This is a genomic window from Celeribacter sp., assembly GCF_048259695.1.
Classification (GTDB): Bacteria; Pseudomonadota; Alphaproteobacteria; order Rhodobacterales; family Rhodobacteraceae; genus Celeribacter.
The window spans coordinates 651,075-673,287 of record NZ_JBLXHL010000001.1 but is presented as its reverse complement, the minus strand read 5'-3'; the positions used below and the strand labels follow the sequence as shown (position 1 = coordinate 673,287).

The 22,213-nt window shown below is 59.3% G+C and carries 21 protein-coding genes; 6 read left to right on the top strand and 15 right to left on the bottom strand.

Features of this window, described 5'->3' with window-relative positions:
• Positions 1 to 20 precede the first annotated feature (20 nt).
• The 10 genes from ACN0Q0_RS03210 to ACN0Q0_RS03165 form a co-directional block, all read right to left on the bottom strand.
• Positions 21 to 770, bottom strand: coding sequence for a TIGR02186 family protein (locus ACN0Q0_RS03210; RefSeq protein ID WP_417241905.1), 750 nt, complete (start codon positions 768 to 770; stop codon positions 21 to 23).
• Between the two features lies 1 nt (position 771).
• Positions 772 to 1,680 carry a sulfite exporter TauE/SafE family protein gene (locus ACN0Q0_RS03205; RefSeq protein ID WP_417241904.1) on the bottom strand — a complete coding sequence of 303 codons (909 nt, stop codon included), beginning with the start codon at positions 1,678 to 1,680 and terminating at the stop codon, positions 772 to 774.
• A 129-nt stretch (positions 1,681 to 1,809) separates the two neighbouring features.
• The gene (locus ACN0Q0_RS03200; protein ID WP_417241903.1) at positions 1,810 to 2,772 is read right to left on the bottom strand and encodes an ABC transporter permease; all 963 of its coding nucleotides are present in this window, start codon (positions 2,770 to 2,772) and stop codon (positions 1,810 to 1,812) included.
• Position 2,773: 1 nt separating this feature from the next.
• Positions 2,774 to 3,874 (bottom strand): ABC transporter permease, encoded by a 1,101-nt coding sequence (locus ACN0Q0_RS03195; RefSeq protein WP_417241902.1) that lies wholly within the window; start codon positions 3,872 to 3,874, stop codon positions 2,774 to 2,776.
• Positions 3,874 to 5,457, bottom strand: a complete 1,584-nt coding sequence (locus tag ACN0Q0_RS03190; RefSeq protein ID WP_417241901.1) for an ABC transporter ATP-binding protein — start codon at positions 5,455 to 5,457, stop codon at positions 3,874 to 3,876. Before ACN0Q0_RS03190 ends, ACN0Q0_RS03195 begins: the two co-directional genes overlap by 1 nt.
• A 13-nt stretch (positions 5,458 to 5,470) precedes the next feature.
• A complete protein-coding gene (locus tag ACN0Q0_RS03185; RefSeq protein ID WP_417241900.1) occupies positions 5,471 to 6,463 on the bottom strand; it encodes a BMP family lipoprotein in 993 nt (330 codons plus the stop codon).
• A gap of 194 nt (positions 6,464 to 6,657) precedes the next feature.
• Complete coding sequence (locus ACN0Q0_RS03180; protein ID WP_417241899.1) at positions 6,658 to 7,092, bottom strand: GNAT family N-acetyltransferase; 435 nt, start codon at positions 7,090 to 7,092, stop codon at positions 6,658 to 6,660.
• Between the two features lie 16 nt (positions 7,093 to 7,108).
• On the bottom strand, positions 7,109 to 7,672 hold the full coding sequence (locus tag ACN0Q0_RS03175) for a NifU family protein (RefSeq protein ID WP_417241898.1): 564 nt from the start codon (positions 7,670 to 7,672) through the stop codon (positions 7,109 to 7,111).
• Between the two features lie 138 nt (positions 7,673 to 7,810).
• A complete protein-coding gene (locus tag ACN0Q0_RS03170) occupies positions 7,811 to 8,155 on the bottom strand; it encodes a hypothetical protein (protein WP_417241897.1) in 345 nt (114 codons plus the stop codon).
• Positions 8,156 to 8,492: 337 nt separating this feature from the next.
• On the bottom strand, positions 8,493 to 8,948 hold the full coding sequence (locus tag ACN0Q0_RS03165) for a universal stress protein (protein ID WP_417241896.1): 456 nt from the start codon (positions 8,946 to 8,948) through the stop codon (positions 8,493 to 8,495).
• Between the two features lie 265 nt (positions 8,949 to 9,213).
• On the opposite strand from ACN0Q0_RS03165, the gene ACN0Q0_RS03160 reads away from it, so the two are divergent.
• The gene (locus tag ACN0Q0_RS03160) at positions 9,214 to 9,804 is read left to right on the top strand and encodes a L,D-transpeptidase (RefSeq protein WP_417241895.1); all 591 of its coding nucleotides are present in this window, start codon (positions 9,214 to 9,216) and stop codon (positions 9,802 to 9,804) included.
• Positions 9,805 to 9,919: 115 nt separating this feature from the next.
• Here ACN0Q0_RS03160 and trpS read toward each other — a convergent pair whose 3' ends face one another.
• On the bottom strand, positions 9,920 to 10,936 hold the full coding sequence (trpS, locus tag ACN0Q0_RS03155; protein WP_417241894.1) for a tryptophan--tRNA ligase: 1,017 nt from the start codon (positions 10,934 to 10,936) through the stop codon (positions 9,920 to 9,922).
• A 191-nt stretch (positions 10,937 to 11,127) separates the two neighbouring features.
• Here trpS and ACN0Q0_RS03150 point away from each other — a divergent pair, with 191 nt between their 5' ends.
• On the top strand, positions 11,128 to 11,835 hold the full coding sequence (locus tag ACN0Q0_RS03150; RefSeq protein ID WP_417241893.1) for a rhomboid family intramembrane serine protease: 708 nt from the start codon (positions 11,128 to 11,130) through the stop codon (positions 11,833 to 11,835).
• Position 11,836: 1 nt separating this feature from the next.
• On the opposite strand, the gene murJ is transcribed toward ACN0Q0_RS03150, so the two are convergent.
• The 3 genes from murJ to ACN0Q0_RS03135 are packed head-to-tail and all read right to left on the bottom strand — an operon-like array spanning position 11,837 to position 17,335.
• On the bottom strand, positions 11,837 to 13,375 hold the full coding sequence (gene murJ, locus ACN0Q0_RS03145; RefSeq protein ID WP_417241892.1) for a murein biosynthesis integral membrane protein MurJ: 1,539 nt from the start codon (positions 13,373 to 13,375) through the stop codon (positions 11,837 to 11,839).
• Entirely contained in the window at positions 13,372 to 16,191 is a 2,820-nt protein-coding gene (locus ACN0Q0_RS03140) for a [protein-PII] uridylyltransferase (protein WP_417241891.1), read from the bottom strand. The genes murJ and ACN0Q0_RS03140 overlap by 4 nt, the downstream gene beginning before the upstream one ends.
• On the bottom strand, positions 16,151 to 17,335 hold the full coding sequence (locus tag ACN0Q0_RS03135) for a penicillin-binding protein activator (protein WP_417241890.1): 1,185 nt from the start codon (positions 17,333 to 17,335) through the stop codon (positions 16,151 to 16,153). The genes ACN0Q0_RS03140 and ACN0Q0_RS03135 overlap by 41 nt, the downstream gene beginning before the upstream one ends.
• Before the next feature lie 129 nt (positions 17,336 to 17,464).
• Here ACN0Q0_RS03135 and rsmI point away from each other — a divergent pair, with 129 nt between their 5' ends.
• The 4 genes from rsmI to ACN0Q0_RS03115 all read left to right on the top strand — a co-directional run bounded on the left by rsmI (position 17,465) and on the right by ACN0Q0_RS03115 (position 20,731).
• A complete protein-coding gene (gene rsmI / locus ACN0Q0_RS03130) occupies positions 17,465 to 18,343 on the top strand; it encodes a 16S rRNA (cytidine(1402)-2'-O)-methyltransferase (RefSeq protein WP_417241889.1) in 879 nt (292 codons plus the stop codon).
• 13 nt (positions 18,344 to 18,356) lie between these two features.
• On the top strand, positions 18,357 to 18,755 hold the full coding sequence (locus ACN0Q0_RS03125; RefSeq protein WP_417241888.1) for a YraN family protein: 399 nt from the start codon (positions 18,357 to 18,359) through the stop codon (positions 18,753 to 18,755).
• A 102-nt stretch (positions 18,756 to 18,857) separates the two neighbouring features.
• Entirely contained in the window at positions 18,858 to 19,808 is a 951-nt protein-coding gene (gshB, locus tag ACN0Q0_RS03120; protein WP_417241887.1) for a glutathione synthase, read from the top strand.
• The gene (locus tag ACN0Q0_RS03115; RefSeq protein WP_417241886.1) at positions 19,805 to 20,731 is read left to right on the top strand and encodes an alpha/beta hydrolase; all 927 of its coding nucleotides are present in this window, start codon (positions 19,805 to 19,807) and stop codon (positions 20,729 to 20,731) included. The genes gshB and ACN0Q0_RS03115 overlap by 4 nt, the downstream gene beginning before the upstream one ends.
• On the opposite strand, the gene ACN0Q0_RS03110 is transcribed toward ACN0Q0_RS03115, so the two are convergent.
• Positions 20,694 to 22,208 carry a YifB family Mg chelatase-like AAA ATPase gene (locus ACN0Q0_RS03110; protein ID WP_417241885.1) on the bottom strand — a complete coding sequence of 505 codons (1,515 nt, stop codon included), beginning with the start codon at positions 22,206 to 22,208 and terminating at the stop codon, positions 20,694 to 20,696. The genes ACN0Q0_RS03115 and ACN0Q0_RS03110 overlap by 38 nt on opposite strands.
• Positions 22,209 to 22,213 lie beyond the last annotated feature (5 nt).

Here is a 22,213-nt window from a genome sequence, read left to right as displayed (position 1 = left end):
CGCGGGCTGTGAGGTCGGCGTCAGCGCCGCAGCAAACGGAACCCTTCGGATGCGATCCACCCCGACAACGCCGCGATGAACAGCGCCAAAATTCCGTACACATAGGCGTGATCTTGGGCGAGGCGGTAAAGCCAACGCTCAATGCCGACCTTTTGCACATTGATCGAGGTGGCGTAACTGTCGATCACTTTGCCCTCGCGCAACAGGAATATCCGTGTGGTGTATTCCCCTTCGACGAGGTTGGACGGCAGTGTCACAGACGTGGAAAACAGGGTGTCCTGTGTCATCTGCACCGCGCCTTCGCGCACACGGTACAGATCGTCGGCCATGCGCAGGCGCAACAAGGCCTCACGTGATGGCGCCCCGCGCATTCCGGGCAGGATTTGCGCATTCGGTGTGATGCTCCACAGACTGTCGGTCAGCGATGTGATGGTCTGGTCAAGGGCGCGGCTTGAGGCCACTTCGTAAAACGTAGGCGTGTGGCCGATGATGGTATTTTCGACATTGATCCAGATGCCAAGGCGACGATCCTTGCGGCGGATGGTTTCGACCTGTTGCGGTCCCGCGACGGTGATGATCACGTCAAGCGGGCTCTCGTCGGGGGCCGGTGCGTCCCGTTTGACGGCGCCGTAAATCAAAATCTCCGACCCGTCGAAATTTGCGGTGATCGAGATGCGGTTCTGGCTCAGTGCGGCGACGACCTGTTCGGCCTGTGCGGCGAACGGGGCCAAAAGAACAGCCAGAACAACGAGGGGGGCAAGGCGCATCATATCATTGCCCCAACGAGAAAAGTTCGGACGGGGTCAGTAGCAAATCGATCCCGAGTTTGAGACAGACGGAGAGCACCAGAAGCGCCAGAAGGATGCGCAATTGCTCGGCCTTGAGCCGCAATCCGATTTGTGTGCCGAACTGCGCGCCGATAACGCCACCGACAAGCAGCAGCATGGCGAGCATGACATCTACCGTCTGGTTGGTGACGGCGTGCAGCATGGTGGTAAAGGCGGTCACAAAAATGATCTGGAACAGCGATGTTCCAATCACGACCTTTGTGGGCATCCCGATGAGATAGATCATCGCAGGCACCATGATAAAACCGCCGCCCACACCCATGATGGCAGCGAGCATCCCGACCAACACGCCGACGCCGAGCGGTGGAATGACGGAGATATACAGGCCCGAGGTGCGAAATTTCATCTTGAGCGGGAGGTTGTGGACCCATGTGTGTTTGGTGCGTTCCTTACGGGCGCCGGGGCGCCCTTTGGCACGTTTGAGCGCCCGCAGGGATTCCACCAACATCAATGCGCCGATGATGCCGAGAAAGACAACGTAGCACAGGGTGACGAGCAGATCGACTTGTCCCATGGCCTTGAGCATGTTGAAGATTTGCATGCCGATGGCCGATCCGACGAGCCCTCCGGCCAACAACACCATCCCCATGCGCAGATCGACGGTTTTGCGTTTGAGGTGTGCGAGAACGGCGGAGACCGAGGAGGCGACGATTTGATTGGCGGAGGTGGCCACGGCAACCGCAGGGGGGATGCCGACAAAAAACAGTAGGGGCGTGATCAGAAACCCGCCACCGACCCCGAACATGCCCGACAGGATGCCGACGAGACCACCAAGCCCCAAGAGGACGAAGGCGTTTACGGAGACCTCGGCGATGGGCAGGAAAATCTGCATATGGGTACTTTCGGCGTGCGTTTATTCAGGAATGCAATGAATTGCGCTCCGCGTCAAACCCAAGCCCGCCATTAAACGCGAAAAGCGGAGCCGAAGCCCCGCTTTTGTGCGCCCTGTGTGACCGTGGGGTCAGCGTTCCTTGACGTAGGGCTGTCCTCCTGCGCGTGGCGGGATCGCTTTGCCGACAAATCCCGCGAGGATAATCACGGTGAGGATATAGGGCAGCGCCTGCATGAACTGCACGGGGATTGTGAACTCGCCCAGTGAGATCGACTGGTAACGGTTGCCCAGAGCTTCCAACAGGCCGAACAACAGCGTGGCGGAAAGCGCATACCACGGACGCCATTTGGCAAAGATCAGGGCGGCAAGAGCGATATACCCGCGTCCCGCCGACATGTCTTTGACAAACCCCGCGGCGAGGGAGGCCAGATAGGTGCCGGCCATGCCGCACAGGATGCCCGCGATGACCAAAGCGGCAAAGCGCAGCCTGACGACCGAAACGCCCGCCGTGTCGACGGCAGAGGGGTTTTCGCCCACGGCGCGCAGGCGCAAGCCAAAGCGTGTGCGGTAAAGCACCCACCACGACAGCGGCACCGCCAAAAGTGCCAGATAGGTCAGTGCGGTGTGGCCGGAAATCAGGTCGTCATAGAACGGGCCGAAATAGGGGATGCCGGCCAGTTGGTCGGAGAACGGCAGGTTCCATTCCTGAAACCGCCCGTTGCCCGTCAGTGGCGGTGTGCGCCCCCCCAGTTGGAACCACGATTGACCGATGACAACCGTCAGGCCCGCCGCGAGGAAGTTCAGCGCGACACCGGAGATAAGTTGGTCGCCCTTGAAGGTGATAGAGGCCAGGCCGTGCAGCATGGAAAATGCGAGCGATCCGGCGATTCCCGCCAAAAGGCCGATCCAGATTGACCCCGTGGCATAGGATGCCGCCCCCGCGAGAAATGCTGCGGCAAGCAACTTACCCTCAAGGCCGATGTCCACAACGCCGGCGCGTTCGGAAAACAGACCCGCAAGACAGGTGAGCAAAAGTGGCGTGGCAAGGCGCACGGTACTGTCGAGAATTTGGATGAGCGTCAGATAATCCATATTACGCCTCCTCTCTCTTGCGTCCAAAGGTGAGGAAGAGCTTTTCGAGCGGACGGCGCACCATATTATCAAGCGCACCTGTGAACATGATCACGAGAGCCTGAATCACGATGACCAATTCGCGCGGAATGGCCTCCCACATCGAAAGTTCTGCACCACCTTGGTACAAAAAGCCGAACAACAGGGCGGAGAGCACGATGCCGACGGGGTGGTTGCGCCCCATGAGGGCCACGGCAATGCCGATAAAGCCCGCGCCCTCAACGGCATTGTCGATCAGGCGCTCGGCCTCGCCCATCACGTTGTTGATGGACATCAGACCGGCAAGCCCGCCGGAGATCAACATGGCCACAACGGTGATTTTGGTCGGGTTGATCCCCGCATATTTCGCCGCCGATTCCGAGTTGCCGTAGGCGCGAATCTCATAGCCCAGGCGTGACCGCCATATCAAAATCCAGAACAGGAAGGCACACAGCAGGGCGACGAGAAACGAGATGTTCGCAGGGGCGTGTTGGTTGAAATTGATCCCGAGCGGTGCAAGCATTTCGTGGAAGGTCGGCAGATGCGCCCCCGCCGGAAAGCTCGCCGTCTCGGATGCCATGCCGCCGGGCTTCTTGAGCACTTTCGTGAGCAGATACCCGAGCAATGCGGCGGCGATAAAGTTGAACATGATCGTGGTGATCACGATGTGCGAGCCGCGCTTGGCCTGAAGGTAGGCCGGGATAAACGCCCATGCCGCGCCAAAGGCCGCGCCGCCGATCATCGCCGCCGGAAGGGCGAGTGTCCAATGGGGCCACGGCACCGCGAGACAGACAAGAGCCACACCCAAGCCGCCGAGCATCGCCTGGCCTTCGCCGCCGATATTGAAGATTTTGGTGTGTGAGGCGACCGCGAACGACAGGCCGGTGAAGATAAAGTTGGTGGTGTAATACAGCGTGTAGCCCAAGCCGTTTGTGCTGCCGAACGCGCCGTTGACCATTGTTTTGATGGCCACAACCGGATCTTTGCCGATGGCCCAAATCACGATTCCCGAAAAGAAAAACGCGATAAGAATAGAGAAGATGGGAATGAGGACCGCATCGGCCCATTTTGGCATTTTCTGCATTATGTATCCTCTCCCGTCATACCCGCCATCATCAGGCCCAATTCACCTTCGTTCGTTTCCGAGGGGAGTTTTTCGCCCATGATATGCCCGTCGAACATCACCGCGATGCGGTCCGAGAGCGACAGGATTTCCTCCAACTCGACCGAGACGAGCAAAATGGCTTTGCCTTCGTCGCGCAGGGCCACAATCTGTTGGTGGATAAACTCGATCGCGCCGATGTCGACGCCGCGCGTGGGTTGTCCCACCAGCAACAGGTCGGGACTGCGGTCGATCTCGCGTGCGAGCACGATTTTTTGTTGGTTGCCGCCCGAAAAACTCTTTGCCTCAAGGCGCGGATTGGGCGGGCGCACGTCGAACTTTGCCATTTCTTCGGCGGTCTTTTCGCGGATTTTGGCGTTATCCATCAAAAAGCGGTTTTTTTGGTATTCGGGTGCGTGGTGGTAGCCGAACACCATGTTTTCCCACGCTTGGAACTCAAGGATCAGACCCTCATCGTGACGGTCCTCCGGGACATGCGCGATGGAGCGTTTGCGACGTGATTGCCCGTCGGAATGTTTGCCGGTGAGGTCCAGTTCCTGACCGTTCACGCGCACGATGCCGGTGCCGTCCTGATAGCCGCCCAATACTTCGAGCAACTCGGTCTGGCCGTTGCCCGCAACGCCCGCGATCCCGACGATTTCGCCCGCCCGCACGGTGAGGTTGATGCCTTTGACGCGCTCGACACCCTGTTCGTCGATCACGCGCAGGTTTTCGATTTCCAACACGGGATGCGTCGGCGTGGCGGGTTTTTTGTCAACCTGTAGCAACACCTTGCGTCCGACCATCAGCTCGGCCAGTTGCTCGGGCGAGGTCTCGGCGGTTTTCACGGTGGTGGTCATTTCGCCACGGCGCATCACGGAGACCGTGTCGGTTACTTCCATGATTTCACGCAGTTTGTGCGTGATCAGGATGATGGTCTTGCCCTGTTGTTTGAGCCCGTCAAGAATGCGAAACAGGTGACCGGCCTCGGCAGGGGTCAATACCCCCGTTGGCTCGTCGAGAATCAGAATGTCGGCCTGGCGGTACAGCGCCTTGAGGATCTCGACCCGTTGTTGGTGACCCACGGAGAGATCTTCGACCAAGGCATCGGGATCGACGGAAAGTTCATACTCGTCCGACAGTTGCTTGAGCAGTTTGCGCGCTTTGGCGAGAGACGGGCGGAGCAATCCGCCCTCTTCGGCACCCAAAATCACGTTTTCAAGAACTGTGAAATTTTCAACCAGTTTAAAGTGTTGGAACACCATGCCGATGCCGGCGGAAATCGCCTCCTGGCTGTCGGTGATCGAGACCTCTTTGCCGTCGATCAACACCGTGCCTGCGTCGGCTTTGTAAAATCCGTAGAGGATCGACATGAGCGTGGATTTCCCCGCTCCGTTTTCGCCAATGATCCCGTGAATGGTCCCTTTGGTAACGGAAATGGAGATGTCCTTATTGGCCTGAACAGGGCCGAACGCCTTTGAGATTCCACGCAGCTCGATTGCGAGCGGGGCGGAAGAGGTCGGGGCGGCAGTCTCCTGCCGCCCCTTGGTGTCTACTGCACACATACGAGCGCTGCCCTTAGTACGCGGGGCAGGTTTCGTCGGACATGTAATCGTGAACGATGATCTCGCCCGCGATGATTTTGGCTTTTGCGTCTTCGACAGCCGCTTTCATGTCTTCGGTGATCAGGTCTGCGTTGAACTCGTCGAGGGCGTAGCTCACGCCGTCGTTGGCCAGACCCATAACGGAGAGCGTTCCCACAGCGAGGTCATCGCCTGCCGTAAAGCTTTCATATACGGCGTTGTCGACGCGTTTCATCATGGAGGTCAGAACCGACCCGGGCTGCAGGTAGTTCTGGTTGCTGTCCACGCCGATGGACAGGATGCCCTCGTCGGCTGCTGTTTGCAAAACACCCATGCCGGTGCCGCCAGCCGCAGCAAAGACAACTTCGGAGCCCTGGCTGATCTGTGCCTTGGTCAACTCGCCGCCTTTTACGGGGTCGTTCCATGCGGACGGCGTGGTGCCGGTCATGTTCACGATCACTTTGGCGTCGGGTTTGGCGTATTTCACACCTTGGGCGTAGCCACATGCGAATTTGGAGATGAGCGGAATATCCATGCCGCCAACAAAGGAGACGGTGTCCCCTTTTGCTGCGAGAGCCGCAAGAACGCCGACAAGGAACGAACCTTCGTGCTCGTTAAACACGATGGAGCGCACGTTTGGTGCATCTACGACCATGTCGACGATTGCGAAATTCGTGTCGGGGAAGTCGGGAGCTACAGCGCCCAGAGCAGAGCCCCAAGAGAACCCTGTCATCACGACCGGGTTGTAGCCGCTTTCCGCAAAACGGCGCAGGGCCTGTTCACGCTGTGCGTCGGATTGCAATTCGAGATCGCGGTAGGTTCCGCCGGTTTCCTCTTTCCAACGCTCGGCGCCGTTAAAGGCCGCTTCGTTGAAGGATTTATCGAATTTGCCGCCGAGGTCGAAGATGATCGCCGGATCGGCCAATGCTGCGCCGGAGGTGACGGCGAGGGCCGCAGCCGCGCCGAGGAATGTCTTCATAAGGCTCATAGTAGTCTCCCGTTGGTACTTTAGTATTGGGGCAGCCCTTGCGCGTATTGCCAAGGCACTTGCCCAAAGAGCGAGCAGATCGCTTCTGTTCACGCACAGATTAGGGCGTGTCGGCGCGGGAGGGTCAACCGAAATTTTACCATTTGGTCGCGGACAAGGGGTGTTTGCCCGCTAACAGTCAAAGTGACGCGCCGTTATGCAACTCTGAGTAGCTTTGAGAGGACGAGTGCGTCGATTTTTGAACCGTCCGGCCGCGTGTAGTAATCCCGTCTGAGGCCAGATTCGCGATAGTGTTCCGACCGGTAGAGCGAAATTGCGGCGTGATTGTCGGCGGCGACCTCCAGAAACGAGGTCCGCGCCCCCATATCCAGAGCGCGTGCCTCATAGGCCCGAAGCATAGCGCGACCAAGTCCGCGGCCGCGGGCTGTTCCGGCCACGGCCAAGGTCAAAAGTTCGGCGTCGTCAGCAATGACGCGGCCCATGCTCATCGACGGGCCATCTGCCGCGATCAAAAAGACGCCAAAAGAATCAAGAAGCCCCGCCAATTCGGTCTGTGACCATGGGCGGGGCGTCTCGAAAGCCTCTGCGTGAAGCGCGGCCAATGCTTTTAGATCAAGGCCTTGTGGCACATCAACGGCCCGCTGTTCAGGCCGCGACGGGGCGCACTTCGAGCACCTCGGGGATATAATGGCGCAGCAGGTTTTCAATGCCCATTTTCAACGTCAGGGTCGAGGAGGGGCAGCCCGCACAGGCCCCTTGCATATGCAGGTAAACAACGCCTTTTTCAAAGCCGTGGAACGTGATGTCACCGCCATCTTGGGCCACCGCAGGGCGCACACGGGTATCGAGCAATTCCTTGATCTGTTCGACGATTTCGCTGTCGGGGCCGTCATGTGCGGCGTGGCCGGCATTTGCGGTTGCCTCGCCTTCCATGACGGGGGCACCGGATTGGAAATGCTCCATGATTGCCCCGAGGAGGGCGGGTTTGATGTGATCCCAATCGGTCGCATCGTCTTTGGTCACCGTCACGAAGTCATGGCCAAAAAACACGCCTGTGACGTTGCCGACTGCAAAAATGCGCGTGGCCAAGGGCGATGCCGCGGCGGCCTCTTGCGTCGTGAAATCCGCCGTACCTGCGTCGAGAACGGTCTGGCCGGGGAGAAATTTCAATGTTGCGGGGTTCGGTGTGGATTCGGTTTGAATGAACATGGGACGTATTCCTTACTTGTCAGGTCGGATATGCGCCTTTGGGGAACGAAAGTCAATATTTAGAACCATTCTAATACAAGGCGGGGCGCCTACGATTGCTCGTAGACGCCCCGTTTATGGGTCTGGAGTTGGTTTGGCTTACATGTCGTTTTGGTCGTCGTGGTCAAACACATACGAGTCGACCAATGTGCCGTTGATCGACAGTTCGGCCTGAACTTCATCCACTGTGATGGACTTGGTCTGGATACGGACGTCGGAGTTGTAGCCTGCGTCGATATTCACGGTGGAGATCAGTTCACCTTTCACGCCGCCGGTGTAATCGTAGAGGGCGAGTGTTGCAGGAGCGTCGGCAACGATGACGCCAAATTCGATGTAGGAACCGGGGAACTCGACTTCGGAAGAGTAGAGGCTGCTTGCGCTTGCGGCACCGAGTGTACCAACGACGAGAGCTGCGGAAATTGCGAGTGTTTTGAGAGTGTTCATGATTTTAGTCCTTGCTGGTATTGGCCACGACCACCGTGGCGTTCTGAACAATAAACGTCGCAACTCGGCAATTCGTTCGCTGTCATCGGGTAAAGAGTTTGTGATGGAAGCCGGCCTTTTTGCGCCCTTGAATTGTCTGCATGCGGACAGGAAAAGGGTTCTGGCTCATGGTGAGAGAGGCATGGTGCAGGGATGCGCAGAAGGGAGCAGGTTTCGGGCGTAAAGCCGCCGGATCCGGCGCTATTCGTGCCGAAATCTTTTTTGAATTATTTTGGAACGGGTCAGAAAAACGCCAAAAAATCTGCGGCGGGGTGCGCATAATGTCGCAGGTTGCGGGTCAGGTGATCTCTTCGAGGCGGATTTTGGAGATTTCGCCAGGCACAAGCGTCATCGGGATCGGCAAAAAACCCGCCTGTTTCGTCATCGCGGCAATAAGCGGGCCGGGGCCGTGCTTTTCCGTCCCCGCGCCAAGCACCAAAACGCCAATGCCGGGGTCCTCTTTGATCTGTGACAGGATTTCGTGAACGGCCTCGCCTTCGCGAATGACCAGTTCCGGGTCGATGCCCTGACGGTCGCGCATCCATTTGGCGAAGACTTCAAAGTGCGCGACGATCCGGTCGCGGGTTTCCTCGCGCATCAAATCGGCCACGCCAATCCAGTGATTGAACTCTTCGGGCGGAATGATCGACAATATAGTGACGCCCGCACCGGTGTTGGCGGCGCGCATTGCGGCGAACCGCATGGCGTTCAGGCATTCGCGGCTGTCATCTAGGATCACAAGGAACTTGCGCATCTGGCCCCTCCGTCAGGCGCATTGGTCATGGGGGGGATGATGACCGAGACTGGGCGTGGGGGCAAGCGACGTGAGCAAAGAAATGCCCGCCCCCAAAAGGACGGTGTGGGCGCGCATGTCTCACGGGGATGGTGTGGCACGGCTTTCGGCCTGAAGACACGGCCACCTGAACCAATTGTGAATTGCGAATATGTGGCAGGGATGAAACCAAAGGGCAAACCAAGGCCAAATGGCCATGCCGAGCAACTGCACAAGGAAACGCCACATGTCCCGACTAACCCGCCGCTCTGTTTTGGGCTTTTTCGCCGCAACGCCGTTTTTGGTCCGCAGCGCCATTGCCCAAGAGGCCGATGCCCAGATCGAGGCGCTCAATGCCCCAACGGATGGGGGGGTGCGCCGCAACCTGTCAAGTTTTCGCACGGTAAACTGGCGGGATCATTTCGACACGTTGGGCGAGGGGGCAATTGTGGCCGATACGGTCAGCCGCGCCTTGCATTTCTGGTCCAGGGACGGCGAAGACTACAAGCTCTATCCGACCTCTGTGCCGATCTCGGAGGAATTGACCAAGCGTGGCTATACCGAAGTGATCAAAAAGGTCGAAGGCCCGACATGGACGCCGACACCGTCGATGCGTGAACGCGATCCGTCATTGCCAAAGGTTGTGCCTGCGGGGCCGCGCAATCCGCTTGGCACCCACGCGCTTTATTTGTCGTGGCAATATTACCGTATCCACGGCACCCATGACACGCGCAAGATCGGGCGACGGTCGTCAGACGGGTGCATCGGGCTGTATAACGAAATGATTGCGGACCTTTATCCGCGTGTCCCCGTTGGCGCACGCGTGCGTTTGATCTAAGCGGGGCGACACCGTTACAGGACACCAAAGGGCGCCCCGATGGAGCGCCCTTTCTAATGTGATATTGGCCGCATATATCGCGCCGTATAGAACCGTCCGGTTTTGCGGCGTGCGCTTAGCGGACAAATCCCATGATGTCGAAAGTCTTGTTCAAAATCGGATCGGCGATGGCGCGGGCTTTATCGGCCCCATGCGCCATGATGCGGTCAATTTCGGCGGGGTCATCCATGAAACGTTTCATCTCTGACGAAATCGGTGCGAGTTTGTCGACCGCCAGATCGGCGAGCGCGGGTTTGAATTTCCCCCAGCCCTGACCGCCGAACTCGGCCAAAACCGCGTCACCCGATTTGTCGGATAGGGCGGAGTAGATATTCACGAGGTTGCGGGCCTCCGGGCGGTCCGCCAAACCGTCCATGGTCTCGGGCAGGACATCCTGATCGCTGCGGGATTTTTTGAATTTCTTGGCGATAGTGTCGGCATCATCAAGCATGTTGACGCGCTCCATGTCGCTCTCACCCGATTTCGACATCTTTTTCGTGCCGTCACGCAGATTCATCACGCGCATGGCGGGGCCTTCGATGACGGGGGTCGTCTCGGGGAAAAAGTCCACTTTGTAGTCGTGGTTGAATTTCTTTGCGATGTCGCGGGTCAATTCGACGTGCTGTTTTTGATCCTCGCCCACCGGTACATGCGTGGCGTGATAGGCCAAAATATCGGCGGCCATCAACGACGGGTAGGCATAAAGGCCAAGCGATACCTGCTCGGAATTTTTGCCCGCTTTGTCTTTGAACTGCGTCATGCGGTTCATCCAGCCCACGCGCGCGACACAGTTAAAAAGCCACCCAAGCTCGGCGTGTGCCGAGACGCGGGATTGGTTGAACAATATGGATTTGGCCGGATCAATGCCGGATGCCAGATAGCCCGCCGCCACTTCGCGTGTGGCCGAGCGCAGATCCTCGGGGTTTTGCCACACGGTGATGGCGTGCATGTCGACCACGCAATAGATGGTCTCGAAATCGCCACCCTGCATGCCCACAAACCGCTTGATCGCGCCAAGGTAATTGCCAAGCGTGAGGCCGCCCGAAGGCTTGATCCCCGAAAAAACGCGAGGGATAAAATCAGCGTCGGCCATGTGTTCTCTCCGTCAAACTGGATGTAGCGTGCTGTTTGGATTACTAAAGCGTTTCGCGATGGTATTGAAGCCATATTAGTCGGGAAAAGCGTGCTCAACGTATTGATGTTGCGTGCGTTTCGAAATCAAATAGGGGGTAACGCGCTCTCGAAACGCTTTTGCGCGCTCCCAAACTCAAGGAAACGCACCACATGTCCAGTCCTTTTGATGACTCTGACGACACACCAGAGTCACCGTTTAATGCGCTGCCTCCGGCCGTGATTTTGTTGGCTGTGGTGATCGGCGGCATCGAGCTGTTGTTCCAGATCGGCTCTTACGGGATCGTTGGCGGGCCGGATGCCATCGGGTGGCGGATCACCGCGATGGAGCGATTTGCCTTTTTCGATACGGTGTTCGACGCCATGCGCGACCAGAGCGTCTGGCCGTTCGAACATGTGCAGCGCTTTGTGACGTATGCCTTTGTCCACCACTCCTTTACCCACGCGGCGATGGTCGTGGTGTTCATTCTGGCACTGGGCAAAATGGTGGGGGAGACCTTTGGCGACATCGCGGTGCTTGTGGTCTTCTTTGTTTCCGTGATCGCGGGCGCGCTTGCCTACGGTTTTTTCCTCGACACCTCGACGCCGCTTGTCGGGGCCTATTCGGGGGCCTATGGCCTGATCGGGTCGTATACCTTGATGCTCTGGATCGGGCTTGGCGCGATGAAGCAAAACCAGATGCGGGCCTTTTCCCTGATCGGGTTTTTGCTTGCCATTCAATTGATCTTTGGCCTGCTGTTCGGGGCCACCCCCGATTGGCTCGCGGATATTGCGGGCTTTATCACGGGGTTCGCGGTGTCGATCCTACTCGTTCCGGGCGCACCGCGTCGCATCATGGCGCGCATCCGCGCCCGCCGTTAGATCACCCGCGTTTGACGGCGGCCTTGAGGTCCGAGAGTTTCATGGCGCCGATGGCGTAGGCGGCGGCGAAATAGACCGCGATGCCGCTTGCGACCATGATGAGCACGGCCAATCCGCGCGACAGGTCGTAGACCGGCGCGAGCAAGATGTTCACGCCATACACGTAGGCCCCCATCAGGGCTGCGGCGACCAAGATGCGTGGGGTGCGGGCGCGGAGGCGGGCATCGGCGGTGACGCCCTCGCCCATGCTTTTGGTGCCACGCCACAGCAACCACACCATTGTCCATGCCGCCAAAGTGGTGGCGACAGCCGCAGCCAGATAGCCGATTGCAAACGACAGGCTGACGGCGACCACGGCGTTGATGACCATCGCCCAAAGGGCAAAACGGAACGGCGTTTTGGTGTCTTCGCGGGCAAAATAGAGCGGTTGCAGCACTTTCTGGATCACAAATGCGGGCAGGCCGGCACCGTAAACCGAGACGGCAAGAGCGGTTTTCTGCGCGTCCTCGACCGAGAATTTTCCGCGTTGGAACAGGAACGAGATAAGCGGTTCAGGCACCACCATGAGCGCCACAGCCGACGGTACGGTCAACAAGAGGGCAAATTCCATCGCGCGGTTGGAGGCATCGCGTGCGCCCACCGCATCGTCCGCCTGAAGTCTGCGTGACAGGTCGGGTAGCAACACCACACCAATGGCAATGGCGACGACACCGAGCGGCAGTTGGTAGAGGCGGTCGGCCAGATTGAGGTACTGCAACGCGCCTGCCTCGCCAAAGGAGGCCACTTGACGGCCGATCAACAGGTTGATCTGGACCACCCCTCCCGCAAGGGCGGCAGGTCCGGCGAGGATCAACAGGCTTTTGAGTTCGGGGGTCATGCGGGGCAAGCGGAGCCGCAGGTTAAATCCGATCTTTGCGGCGGCCCGCCACACGACATAAAGCTGTGCAGCCCCCGCGACGGGCACCGACCAGATCAGCGCCTTTGACACGTCCCACCCCATCCACGAGGCGCCGACCATCGCGCCCGACAGGATAACGTTGAGCATCACAGGGGCGGCGGCGGCGGCGGCAAATTTGCCAGACGCGTTCAGGATCCCCGCAAACAAGGCCGAGAGCGCGATAAAGAAAATATAGGGAAAGGCGATGCGCCCGAACCCCACGGCGAGGTCAAACCGTTCGTCCCCGATAAAACCCGCCGCCATCGCCGAGACCAAAAACGGCATCGCCAGGGTCGCCACCAAGGTCAGCATGATGAGCATGGTGGCCAGAACCGATAGCGTGTCCTCGGCAAATTCCTTCGCGTCCTGTTGCGCCGCGAGTTTTTTGGAGAACATCGGCACAAAGGCGACGTTGAGCGTGCCTTCGGCAAAGAAGCGGCGGAACATATTGGGCAGGGAAAAGGCCACGACAAAAGCCTCGGCGGCAGGCCCCGCGCCCAAAAACGCGGCGATCAATGCGTCACGCACGAACCCCAGAATGCGGCTCATCAGGGTCCAGCCGCCAACGGTCACAAAGCCTTTGATCAGGCGGATCGGTTTCATGAGTCTTTCGCGCGTTGGGCGCCTTTGGTGATGGCCTCGCGCAGTTTGCGCTCCAATGAGGCCTGTTTGCTCTCTGCGTGAAGCTTCATGCCGAACATATCCTTGACGTAAAAGCTGTCGACAACCTGTTCGCCGTAAGTGGCGATCTGTGCGGTTGCGATAGAGATATGGTTGTCGGCCAAGGCGCGTGTGAGATCATACAAAAGACCGGCACGGTCGCGGGTGTCCACCTCGATGATTGTGAAAATCTCCGAGCCGTCATTGTCGAAGCTGATCGAGGTCGGCACGCGAAACTGGCTCTCGCGCTTTTTGATCTTGTCGCGGGAGACAAGGGCGTCGCGGGCCACAACCTCGCCTTTCAGGGTCTTTTCAATCATCTGGCGCAAACGCGGCAAGCGGCGTTGTTCGAACGGATGACCGTCGTTGTCCTGGATCCAGAATACCGCGGTCGCATAGCCATCCTTGGTCGTGTAGGTCCGCGCATCCACAACGTTCGCACCGACAAGCGCCAAGGCCCCCGCAAGCCGTGAAAAGATCCCGGGGTGATCGGCCAGAGCAAAGCAGGTGCGGGTGGCATCACGGTCCTCGTCGGGGGTGATGTCGATGCTGATATGGTCGTCTTTGATGTCCTTCAGCAGGGTCGCAAAAATGACATGGGCCGAGGTCGGCAGGCCTTGCCAGTAGGGGCCGTAATGGCGTTGCACCTCGCCGCGAACGGCGGCTTGCGGCCAGTCGGCCAAGGCCGCACGCAGGGACTTTTTCGCCTCACCCTCGCGGGCCTCGCGGTTGACGGCCTCAAGCCCGTGTTCGAGCGCATGTGCGGTTTGGGCATGCAGGTTGCGCAGCAACACCGCTTTCCAGTTGTTCCAGACATTCGGCCCCACGCCGCGAATGTCGCAAACCGTCAGAACCGTCAACAGGTCCAGACGTTCGCGGGTTTTAACGGCTTTGGCAAAATCGCGCACGGTGCGCGGGTCGGACAGATCGCGTTTTTGGGCCACGTCCGACATCAGCAGGTGATAACGGATCAGCCATTCGACTGTTTCACATTCCGCAGGTTTCAGGCCCAGACGCGGGGCGACCTTGCGCGAGATTTGCGCCCCCAAAATCGAATGGTCCTCTTTGCGGCCCTTGCCGATATCATGCAGCAGCAGCGCCACATACATGATGCGGCGATTGATCCCGTTTTTGAGGATGCCGGAGGCGACGGGCAGTTCCTCGACCAATTCCTCGCGCTCGATTTGCGCGAGGTTGGAAATCACCTGAATGGTGTGCTCGTCGACGGTGTAGCTGTGATACATGTTGAATTGCATCATCGCCACGATCACTTGGAATTCGGGAATAAACGCACCAAGCACGCCCAACTCGTTCATGCGACGTAACGCCCGTTCAGGGTTGCCGTTTTTGAGCATGAGGTCGAGGAAAATGCGCTGTGCCTCGGGGCTTTCGCGCATGGTGTTGTCGATCTTGTCAAGGTTGGCGGAGATGCACCGCATTGCATCGGGATGGATCAGGTTTCCCGTGCGCAATGACTGCTCAAACAGCCGCAAGATATTGAGAGTGTCCCCGAGGAACTCGGCCTCGTTTGAAAAATTGAGCCGGCCGCGTTCGACATAGAACCCGTGTGCAACCTTTCGCTTCCGTTTGAAAAAGCGCTGCAAGGCGGGTTCTTGTTTGACGTGCATATCCTCAAGAGTGGTGATGAAAATGCGGGTCAATTCGCCCACGCGGGTGGCGTGACGGAAATAGGCCTGCATGAAATGCTCGACCGCGCGGCGCCCCGTGTGGTCAATAAAGCCTAAAAACTCGGCAACCTCGACCTGAAGGTCAAAGGTGAGTTGGTCCATCGGGCGATCTGCAATGAGATGCATCGCATTGCGCGTGGCATAGAGAAACGTTTCGGCCTCTTCGAACTGGCGGTATTCATCAGCGGTGAACACGCCGGCCTTGACCAGATCGGCGGTACGGCGCACGCCGTGGACGTATTTTGCTATCCAGAATAGCGATTGCAGATCACGTAAACCGCCTTTGCCCTCTTTGACATTGGGTTCCACCACATAGCGTTGTCCGCCTTGTTTGCGGTGCCGCTCGGAGCGTTCTTCGAGTTTGGCCTCGATGAACTCGCGGGCTGTGCCTTTGAACAATTCATCACGCAGCTTGGCGTGCAAATCGCTGACCAACTCTTCGTTTCCGGCCAGATACCGGATTTCGAGCATGGAGGTGCGAATGGTAAAATCCTCGCGCCCCAAACGGATGCAATCCTTGATCGTGCGGGTGGCGTGTCCCACCTTGAGGTGCATGTCCCAGAACATATAGAGCATGCTCTCGACGACGCTTTCGATCCAACCGTTGATTTTGAACGGGGCAAGGAACAACAGATCGACATCGGAGTGGGGCGACATTTCCCCGCGCCCGTACCCGCCCACGGCAAGCACCGCGATCCGTTCGCCCTCGGAGGGGTGCGGGTTGGGGTGCAATTGGGTCATGGCGGTGAACAGCACGGATGTCACGAGGCAATCTGTGAGCCATGCATAGGACGTGACCGCCGGACGGGCGTTGCTTGGGGCTTGTTTGATCGAGGCTTCGATCACCGCACGGCCATTGGCGTTGGCGTCGTTGAGAACGGCAACTGTGGCCGCACGAATTGCGGCCGCATCCGATGCGTTTGCCCACGCATCGGATAGGGCGTTATTCACCGTTTCGACATCAAAGATCGCTTGCGGAGCACAGATTGTGCTGCGTGGCGGGGCCGGAACGAATGACGTCAGGCTTGGCTTAGAGGCCAAACCCACCGAAGGCTCTTGGGGCAGGGTCAATCTCAACTACCTGACTGTTTTGAATGGTGGCAATGGACAATCCGCGCTCGTTGGTGCCGTTGGGCAAGAGGCGGAACACCCCGTTTACGCCCGCAAAGCCGGAGGAGCGTGTGAGGGCCTGTGCGGTGAGCGCGTTTGCATCGCCCGATTTGACGAGGGCGCCAATGGCCGCAATGCCGTCATAGCCGAGACCGGCCAAGGCGTGTGGCTGTTGGCCATAGGTGGCGGCATAGCGGTTCGAAAAGGTTTGGGTCAGTGCCACATCGGGAATGGCAAACCAACTGTTTTGCAACCCGGGGAGGGACATCGCGGTCGGTGGAATGTTCCAACGCTGCAGGCCGATATACTGCGTACCCGGGCTTGTGATGCCATTTTCGGGGAGCATCTGTGCCAAAAGGGGCATTGCGCCATCATTGCCGGACGTAAAGAAGATCGCGTCGGCGCCCGTCGAGCGCGACGAGGTGGCAATTTCGGGAATGGCTTGGGTCACGCCCGTTTGGCTCATCTCGAAAGAGGTCTGGCCCATCATGGACGCGCCGTTCCGACCAAGCGAGGCCACAATGGCCTTTGCGCCCGCGTTCTCGGCGGGGTTTTCACCGTTCACAACAAGGATCTTTTTCTTGCCGTTTTGCACCGCGTAACGCACCAGACGGTCCGCTGTGTTGTCAAAGGTTGGCCCGAGGATAAAGACGTTGCCGCCCGCAACGTCGGGGTTGTTCGAGAAGGACAAGACGTTGACGCCTGCGTTTGCGGCGGGGATGCCTGCGAGTTTGGCAGAGCCGCCATAGACAGGGCCGAGAATGATTTTCGCGCCGTTTGCCACAGCCTGGCTTGCGGCGGCGGAGGCGCGCTCGGCCTGTCCACCCGTCGGGTAGACGGTGAGTGCGATGTTCACGCCTTGCAGGTCGGCCATCGCCATGCGCGTGGCGTTCTCGATGGATTGGGCCAATGCGATGTCGGAGGCCTGCGCCGAATCGTAGGGGACCAGTAGCGCGACCGGCACGGGTTTGCTTGTGTCGATCTTTGGGCCAGTGCCACCGGAACGCGGCATTGTTGCCATGTCACAAGAGGCGAGTGCTACGAACGAGAGCCCGGCAATGAGTTTAACGAGCGGGGTGCGAATGGCGAAAAGGCGGGCAAACATAGGGAAAATCACTCCTGACAGTGGGGTCATCTACAAGGGGTGTGTAAACGTGCGTTTTGACTTAAGGTCGCCTAGCAGACTAAGGCACTCAAGCCAATGAGTAAACGCCACATAACGGGACCCCACCGCGTGACATATCAAATCAAGCCACTTACCGCCGGCCTCTACTTTGTCGCCACACCAATCGGCAATGCCCGTGACATCACGTTACGCGCCCTCGATGTGTTGGCCTCTGCCGATGTCCTTGCCGCCGAGGACACGCGCACGTTGCGTAAGCTAATGGAAATACACGGTATTCCGTTGGAGGGGCGCCACATCATTGCCTACCACGACCAAAACGGCGTCAAGGCGCGCCCGCGTCTTTTGGGGCTACTGGCGGCAGGTAAATCTGTGGCTTATGCATCCGAGGCGGGGACGCCACTTGTCGCTGATCCGGGGTTTGTGCTGTCGCGGGAGGCCTTGGCCGCGGGCTATGCGGTGACATCCGCGCCGGGTCCGTCGGCGATGATCGCGGCATTGACCATTGCGGGCCTGCCCTCTGACCGTTTCCTGTTCGCGGGTTTCCCGCCATCGTCCAAAGGGGCGCGGCGGACATTTTTCACCGAATTCGGCCAGATCCAGGCCACGCTTGGCTTTTATGAAAGCCCCAAGCGCATTAACCGAACATTAAGTGAACTTTGCGACATCTATGGTCCAACCCGTATTGTTGCGGTGTGCCGCGAATTGACCAAACGGTTCGAGGAAGTGATCTCTGGCCCTGTGAGTGACGTGATTGCCGCCCTTGAGGGGCGTACGATCAAGGGTGAAATCGTGCTTTTGGTGGATCGCCCGTCAAAGGTCTCGACGGAGGATATCGATCTGGATGCGGAATTGGACCGTGCGCTCGAAACGCTCTCGGTCAAGGATGCCGCAGCGCAAATTGCTGCGCAGTTCGGCCTGAAAAAGCGCGAGGTCTATCAACGGGCTTTGGAGCGCAGCAATGCGGATGGTGGGGACGGCGACGAATAGGAGATAGAGGTCCATGGACGATCGCGGCGCCGACACGAAGGCTTCCGGTGAGGCGCGCAGCCTGCGCGGTCAACGGGCCTATCTGTCGGGTCTGAGTGCCGAAGGCCGCGTGACGGATCATTACCTTGCGCTTGGCTATGAGCGGGTCGAGGAACGGTGGCGCGGGACGGCGGGGGAGATTGATCTGATCTTTTGGAAGGACGCGGTGTTTGTCTTTGTCGAGGTCAAGGCCTCCAAAACCCTCGCCAGTGCCGCCGAACATTTGCGGCCCGCGCAAATGAAACGCATCATGCGCTCGGCGGAGGATTACATCGGGCGCCAACCCAAGGGGCTGTTGTCCGAAATGCGCCTCGATGTGGCGCTTGTGGACGGGCGCGGCGAGATCGAGGTCATTGAAAACGCGCTGATGTGACGGCTCCGGACGGGGGTGTTCATTTGCGCAATGGACCTTTCTCATTGAAAGCATGCGGGTGGTGGTCCATCTATTGAGAAAGCCAACCGGAGTATTCTTATCGTGACCAACGCCTCTCTCAAAGTCGCCATTCAGATGGACCCCATCGGTCCGATCGACATCAACGCCGATAGCACCTTTCGCATTATGGTGGAGGCACAGGAGCGGGGGCATTCCCTGTTTTACTACACGCCGGATAAACTGGCGTTTCAGGAGGGGCGTTTGACCGCACGCGGTTGGCCCGTCGAGGTGCGCCGCGAGGTGGGCAACCACTATACGCTCGGCGAGGAGCAAGAGGTCGACCTGTCCACCTACGATGTGGTGTGGCTACGCCAAGACCCGCCGTTCGATATGGGCTATATCACCTCCACGCATCTGCTCGATATGATCCGCGACACCACATTGGTGGTCAATGATCCGTTCTGGGTGCGCAATTATCCCGAGAAATTGCTCGTGCTGCAATTTCCAGATCTGACCCCGCCCACGACCATCGCCCGCGATCTCGCCACGATCCGCGCGTTCAAGGACAAGCATGGCGATATCATCCTCAAACCGCTCTACGGCAATGGTGGCGCGGGGGTGTTCCGCCTTGGCCCTGACGACAAAAACCTCTCATCGCTGCACGAGTTGTTCACGGGCATCAACAACGAGCCGTTGATTGCGCAAAAATTCCTCCCCGATGTGTCCAACGGCGACAAGCGGGTGATTTTGGTCGACGGCGCCCCCGTTGGTGCCATCAACCGTGTGCCGCAAAAGGGCGAAACGCGCTCCAACATGCATGTTGGCGGCCGGCCGGAAAAAATCGCCCTCAGCGCCCGCGACCGTGAAATTTGCGACCGCATCGGGCCGCTGTTGAAAGAAAAAGGTCAGGTGTTTGTCGGCATCGACGTGATTGGCGATTACCTCACCGAAATCAACGTGACCTCGCCCACAGGCATTCAGGAGTTGGAACGGTTTGACGGGACCAACACAGCGGCGCTGTTGTGGGAGGCAATTGAGGCCAAACGCGCATGAGCCTGCGGATGCGGATCATCGGTGGCGCATTGCGTCCCATGATCCGTGCCGTGATGGCGCGGGCGCAAGATCCCGTGCCGCTGCGTCGTCACCTTGACCGCAGCATGAAATATCAGTTTCGTGCGCCGCCCCTTGCGCGGTTTGACGCGGTGGATGTTGGCGGGTGCCGTGCCCTTTGGGTCGTGTGTGGTCCTGCGTTGCGTCAACCCGCCGCCGATCCCCGTGTGATCCTGTATCTGCACGGCGGCGGCTATATTGCGGGCAGTCCCGACACCCACAAAAAGATGGTGGCGCGGCTTTCCAAAATGACGGGCGTGCGGGTGTTTTTGCCAAGTTACCGCCTTGCGCCCGAACATCCGTTGCCTGCCGCTCTGGACGATGCCCGTGCCGCATGGGACCACTTGATTTCGCTCGGCTATGGGCCTGACGATATTGTCCTCGGGGGCGACAGCGCGGGGGGCGGTTTGGTGCTTTCGCTGCTGTCGCAGCTGTGCCTCACAGGCACGCCGCCCCGCGCCGTTTTTGCGTGGTCGCCGTTTACCGATCAGACGTTTTCAGGCGCATCGGTACACGAGAATGCGCGGCGTGATCACTTTTTTCCCGCGGCCCGCGTGCATGATCTTCCCGCTATGATCCTTGGGGATTTGTCGCCGACCGACCCGCGTGTCTCGCCGCTGTTTGCTGACTTTCCCGATTGCCCGCCGGTATTGCTTCAGGCGTCGGATTGCGAAATTCTGTACGATGATTCCGTGCGCATGGAGGCCGTGCTGCGTGCCGGTGGCGGGCAGGTCCTCCTGCAAACCTTTGCGGGGGCGCCGCATGTCTGGCAGCTGTTTGACGGATGGTTTCCCGAGGCTCGCGAGGCGATCGGCCTGACGGCGGATTTCATACAGACGTGCGCGAGGCCACAACACGGTAACTGAGCGCCTCGGCCACATGCAGGCGATTGACCCCCTCCGATCCGGCGAGATCGGCGATGGTGCGGGCCACACGCAGCACGCGGTGGTATCCACGGGCCGACAGGCCCAATTTGTCCGCCGCCAGGGACAGCAGTTCGCGCCCTTCGGCGTCGGGCGTTGCGACCTCTTCAAGGGCGCGCCCCTCGACACGGGCGTTGGTGCGCGTATCTGTCCCCTCATATCGGACGGCCTGAATGGCGCGTGCGCGGGCGACCCGCTCGGCAATCACGGCGGATGGTTCCCCCGAGGGTGCGCGTTCGAGGTCGGCCATTTCCACAGGTGGCACTTCGAGCCGTAAATCAAACCTGTCCATCAGCGGACCGGAAATGCGCCCCAGATAATCCTCGCCACACACCGGCACCTTTGAACAAGCCCGTGCGGGATCGGGCAGGTAGCCGCATTTGCACGGATTGGCGGCGGCGATCAACATGAACCGTGTCGGGTAGCGCGTGTGGGCGTTGGCCCGTGCGATCATCACCTCGCCGGCTTCGATCGGTTGGCGCAGGCTGTCAAGCACGGCACGCGGGAATTCGGGCAACTCGTCAAGGAACAAAACGCCGTTGTGCGCGAGTGAAATTTCCCCCGGTTGGGCCGTGCGCCCGCCACCGACAATCGCCGCCCGTGAGGCCGTGTGATGCGGTTCGCGAAACGGGCGGGCGCGGCTAATCCCGCCCGCATCCAACAGGCCCGCGAGCGAATGCACCACAGAGGTTTCAAGCGCCTCTTGTGCCGAGAGTTCGGGCAAAATGGTCGGCAATCGCGCCGCCAACATTGATTTTCCCGATCCCGGCGTGCCGACAAGAAACATGTGGTGATGTCCTGCGGCGGCAATTTCCAAGGCGCGTTTTGCTTTTTCCTGTCCTTTGACATCCATGAGGTCGCGGGCGTGGTCGGGGCGGCGCACCTCGCCGGGTTCCGAGGGGGTGAGCGGCGCGTCGCCTGTGGCGTGGCGGATGAGTTTTGCGAGGGTTGCGGGGGCGAATACGGGTGTGGCCCCGACCCATGCGGCCTCTGGTCCGCACATCTCGGGACAGATCAGGTTGCACCCAAGGGCGCCTGCGGCCAACGCGGAGGGCAAGGCCCCCGCCACGCCGACCAATGTGCCGTCGAGGGACAGCTCCCCGATTGCGAGCATCTTTTCGGCGGCGTCCTCGGGGATCAATCCCGTCGCGGCCAAAAGCGCAATGGCGATGGGCAAGTCGAAATGTGACCCCGCTTTGGGGAGGTCTGCGGGCGACAGGTTGATGGTGATTTTCTTTGACGGCAGTGCGATCTGCATCGCGGCAAGAGCGGCGCGGACCCGTTCGCGCGCCTCCGAGACGGCCTTGTCAGGCAGGCCCACAATGGTGAAACTCGGCAAGCCCGGAGAGACGGCGCATTGAACGTCGACGGGGCGGGCCTCGACGCCTTCAAATGCGACGGTCCATGTGCGTGCAATCATGGTGA

Excerpts from the sequence above, each read along its gene's own strand:
- ACN0Q0_RS03200 (WP_417241903.1), bottom strand. The coding sequence starts at position 2,772 with ATGGATTATCTGACGCTCATCCAAATTCTCGACAGTACCGTGCGCCTT.
- ACN0Q0_RS03150 (WP_417241893.1), top strand. The coding sequence starts at position 11,128 with ATGTCCAGTCCTTTTGATGACTCTGACGACACACCAGAGTCACCGTTT.
- ACN0Q0_RS03210 (WP_417241905.1), bottom strand. The coding sequence starts at position 770 with ATGATGCGCCTTGCCCCCCTCGTTGTTCTGGCTGTTCTTTTGGCCCCG.
- trpS (WP_417241894.1), bottom strand. The coding sequence starts at position 10,936 with ATGGCCGACGCTGATTTTATCCCTCGCGTTTTTTCGGGGATCAAGCCT.
- ACN0Q0_RS03135 (WP_417241890.1), bottom strand. The coding sequence starts at position 17,335 with ATGTTTGCCCGCCTTTTCGCCATTCGCACCCCGCTCGTTAAACTCATT.
- ACN0Q0_RS03115 (WP_417241886.1), top strand. The coding sequence starts at position 19,805 with ATGAGCCTGCGGATGCGGATCATCGGTGGCGCATTGCGTCCCATGATC.
- ACN0Q0_RS03160 (WP_417241895.1), top strand. The coding sequence starts at position 9,214 with ATGTCCCGACTAACCCGCCGCTCTGTTTTGGGCTTTTTCGCCGCAACG.
- ACN0Q0_RS03165 (WP_417241896.1), bottom strand. The coding sequence starts at position 8,948 with ATGCGCAAGTTCCTTGTGATCCTAGATGACAGCCGCGAATGCCTGAAC.
- ACN0Q0_RS03125 (WP_417241888.1), top strand. The coding sequence starts at position 18,357 with ATGGACGATCGCGGCGCCGACACGAAGGCTTCCGGTGAGGCGCGCAGC.
- ACN0Q0_RS03190 (WP_417241901.1), bottom strand. The coding sequence starts at position 5,457 with ATGTGTGCAGTAGACACCAAGGGGCGGCAGGAGACTGCCGCCCCGACC.
- ACN0Q0_RS03195 (WP_417241902.1), bottom strand. The coding sequence starts at position 3,874 with ATGCAGAAAATGCCAAAATGGGCCGATGCGGTCCTCATTCCCATCTTC.
- ACN0Q0_RS03170 (WP_417241897.1), bottom strand. The coding sequence starts at position 8,155 with ATGAACACTCTCAAAACACTCGCAATTTCCGCAGCTCTCGTCGTTGGT.
- ACN0Q0_RS03110 (WP_417241885.1), bottom strand. The coding sequence starts at position 22,208 with ATGATTGCACGCACATGGACCGTCGCATTTGAAGGCGTCGAGGCCCGC.
- ACN0Q0_RS03185 (WP_417241900.1), bottom strand. The coding sequence starts at position 6,463 with ATGAGCCTTATGAAGACATTCCTCGGCGCGGCTGCGGCCCTCGCCGTC.
- ACN0Q0_RS03175 (WP_417241898.1), bottom strand. The coding sequence starts at position 7,672 with ATGTTCATTCAAACCGAATCCACACCGAACCCCGCAACATTGAAATTT.
- ACN0Q0_RS03205 (WP_417241904.1), bottom strand. The coding sequence starts at position 1,680 with ATGCAGATTTTCCTGCCCATCGCCGAGGTCTCCGTAAACGCCTTCGTC.
- murJ (WP_417241892.1), bottom strand. The coding sequence starts at position 13,375 with ATGAAACCGATCCGCCTGATCAAAGGCTTTGTGACCGTTGGCGGCTGG.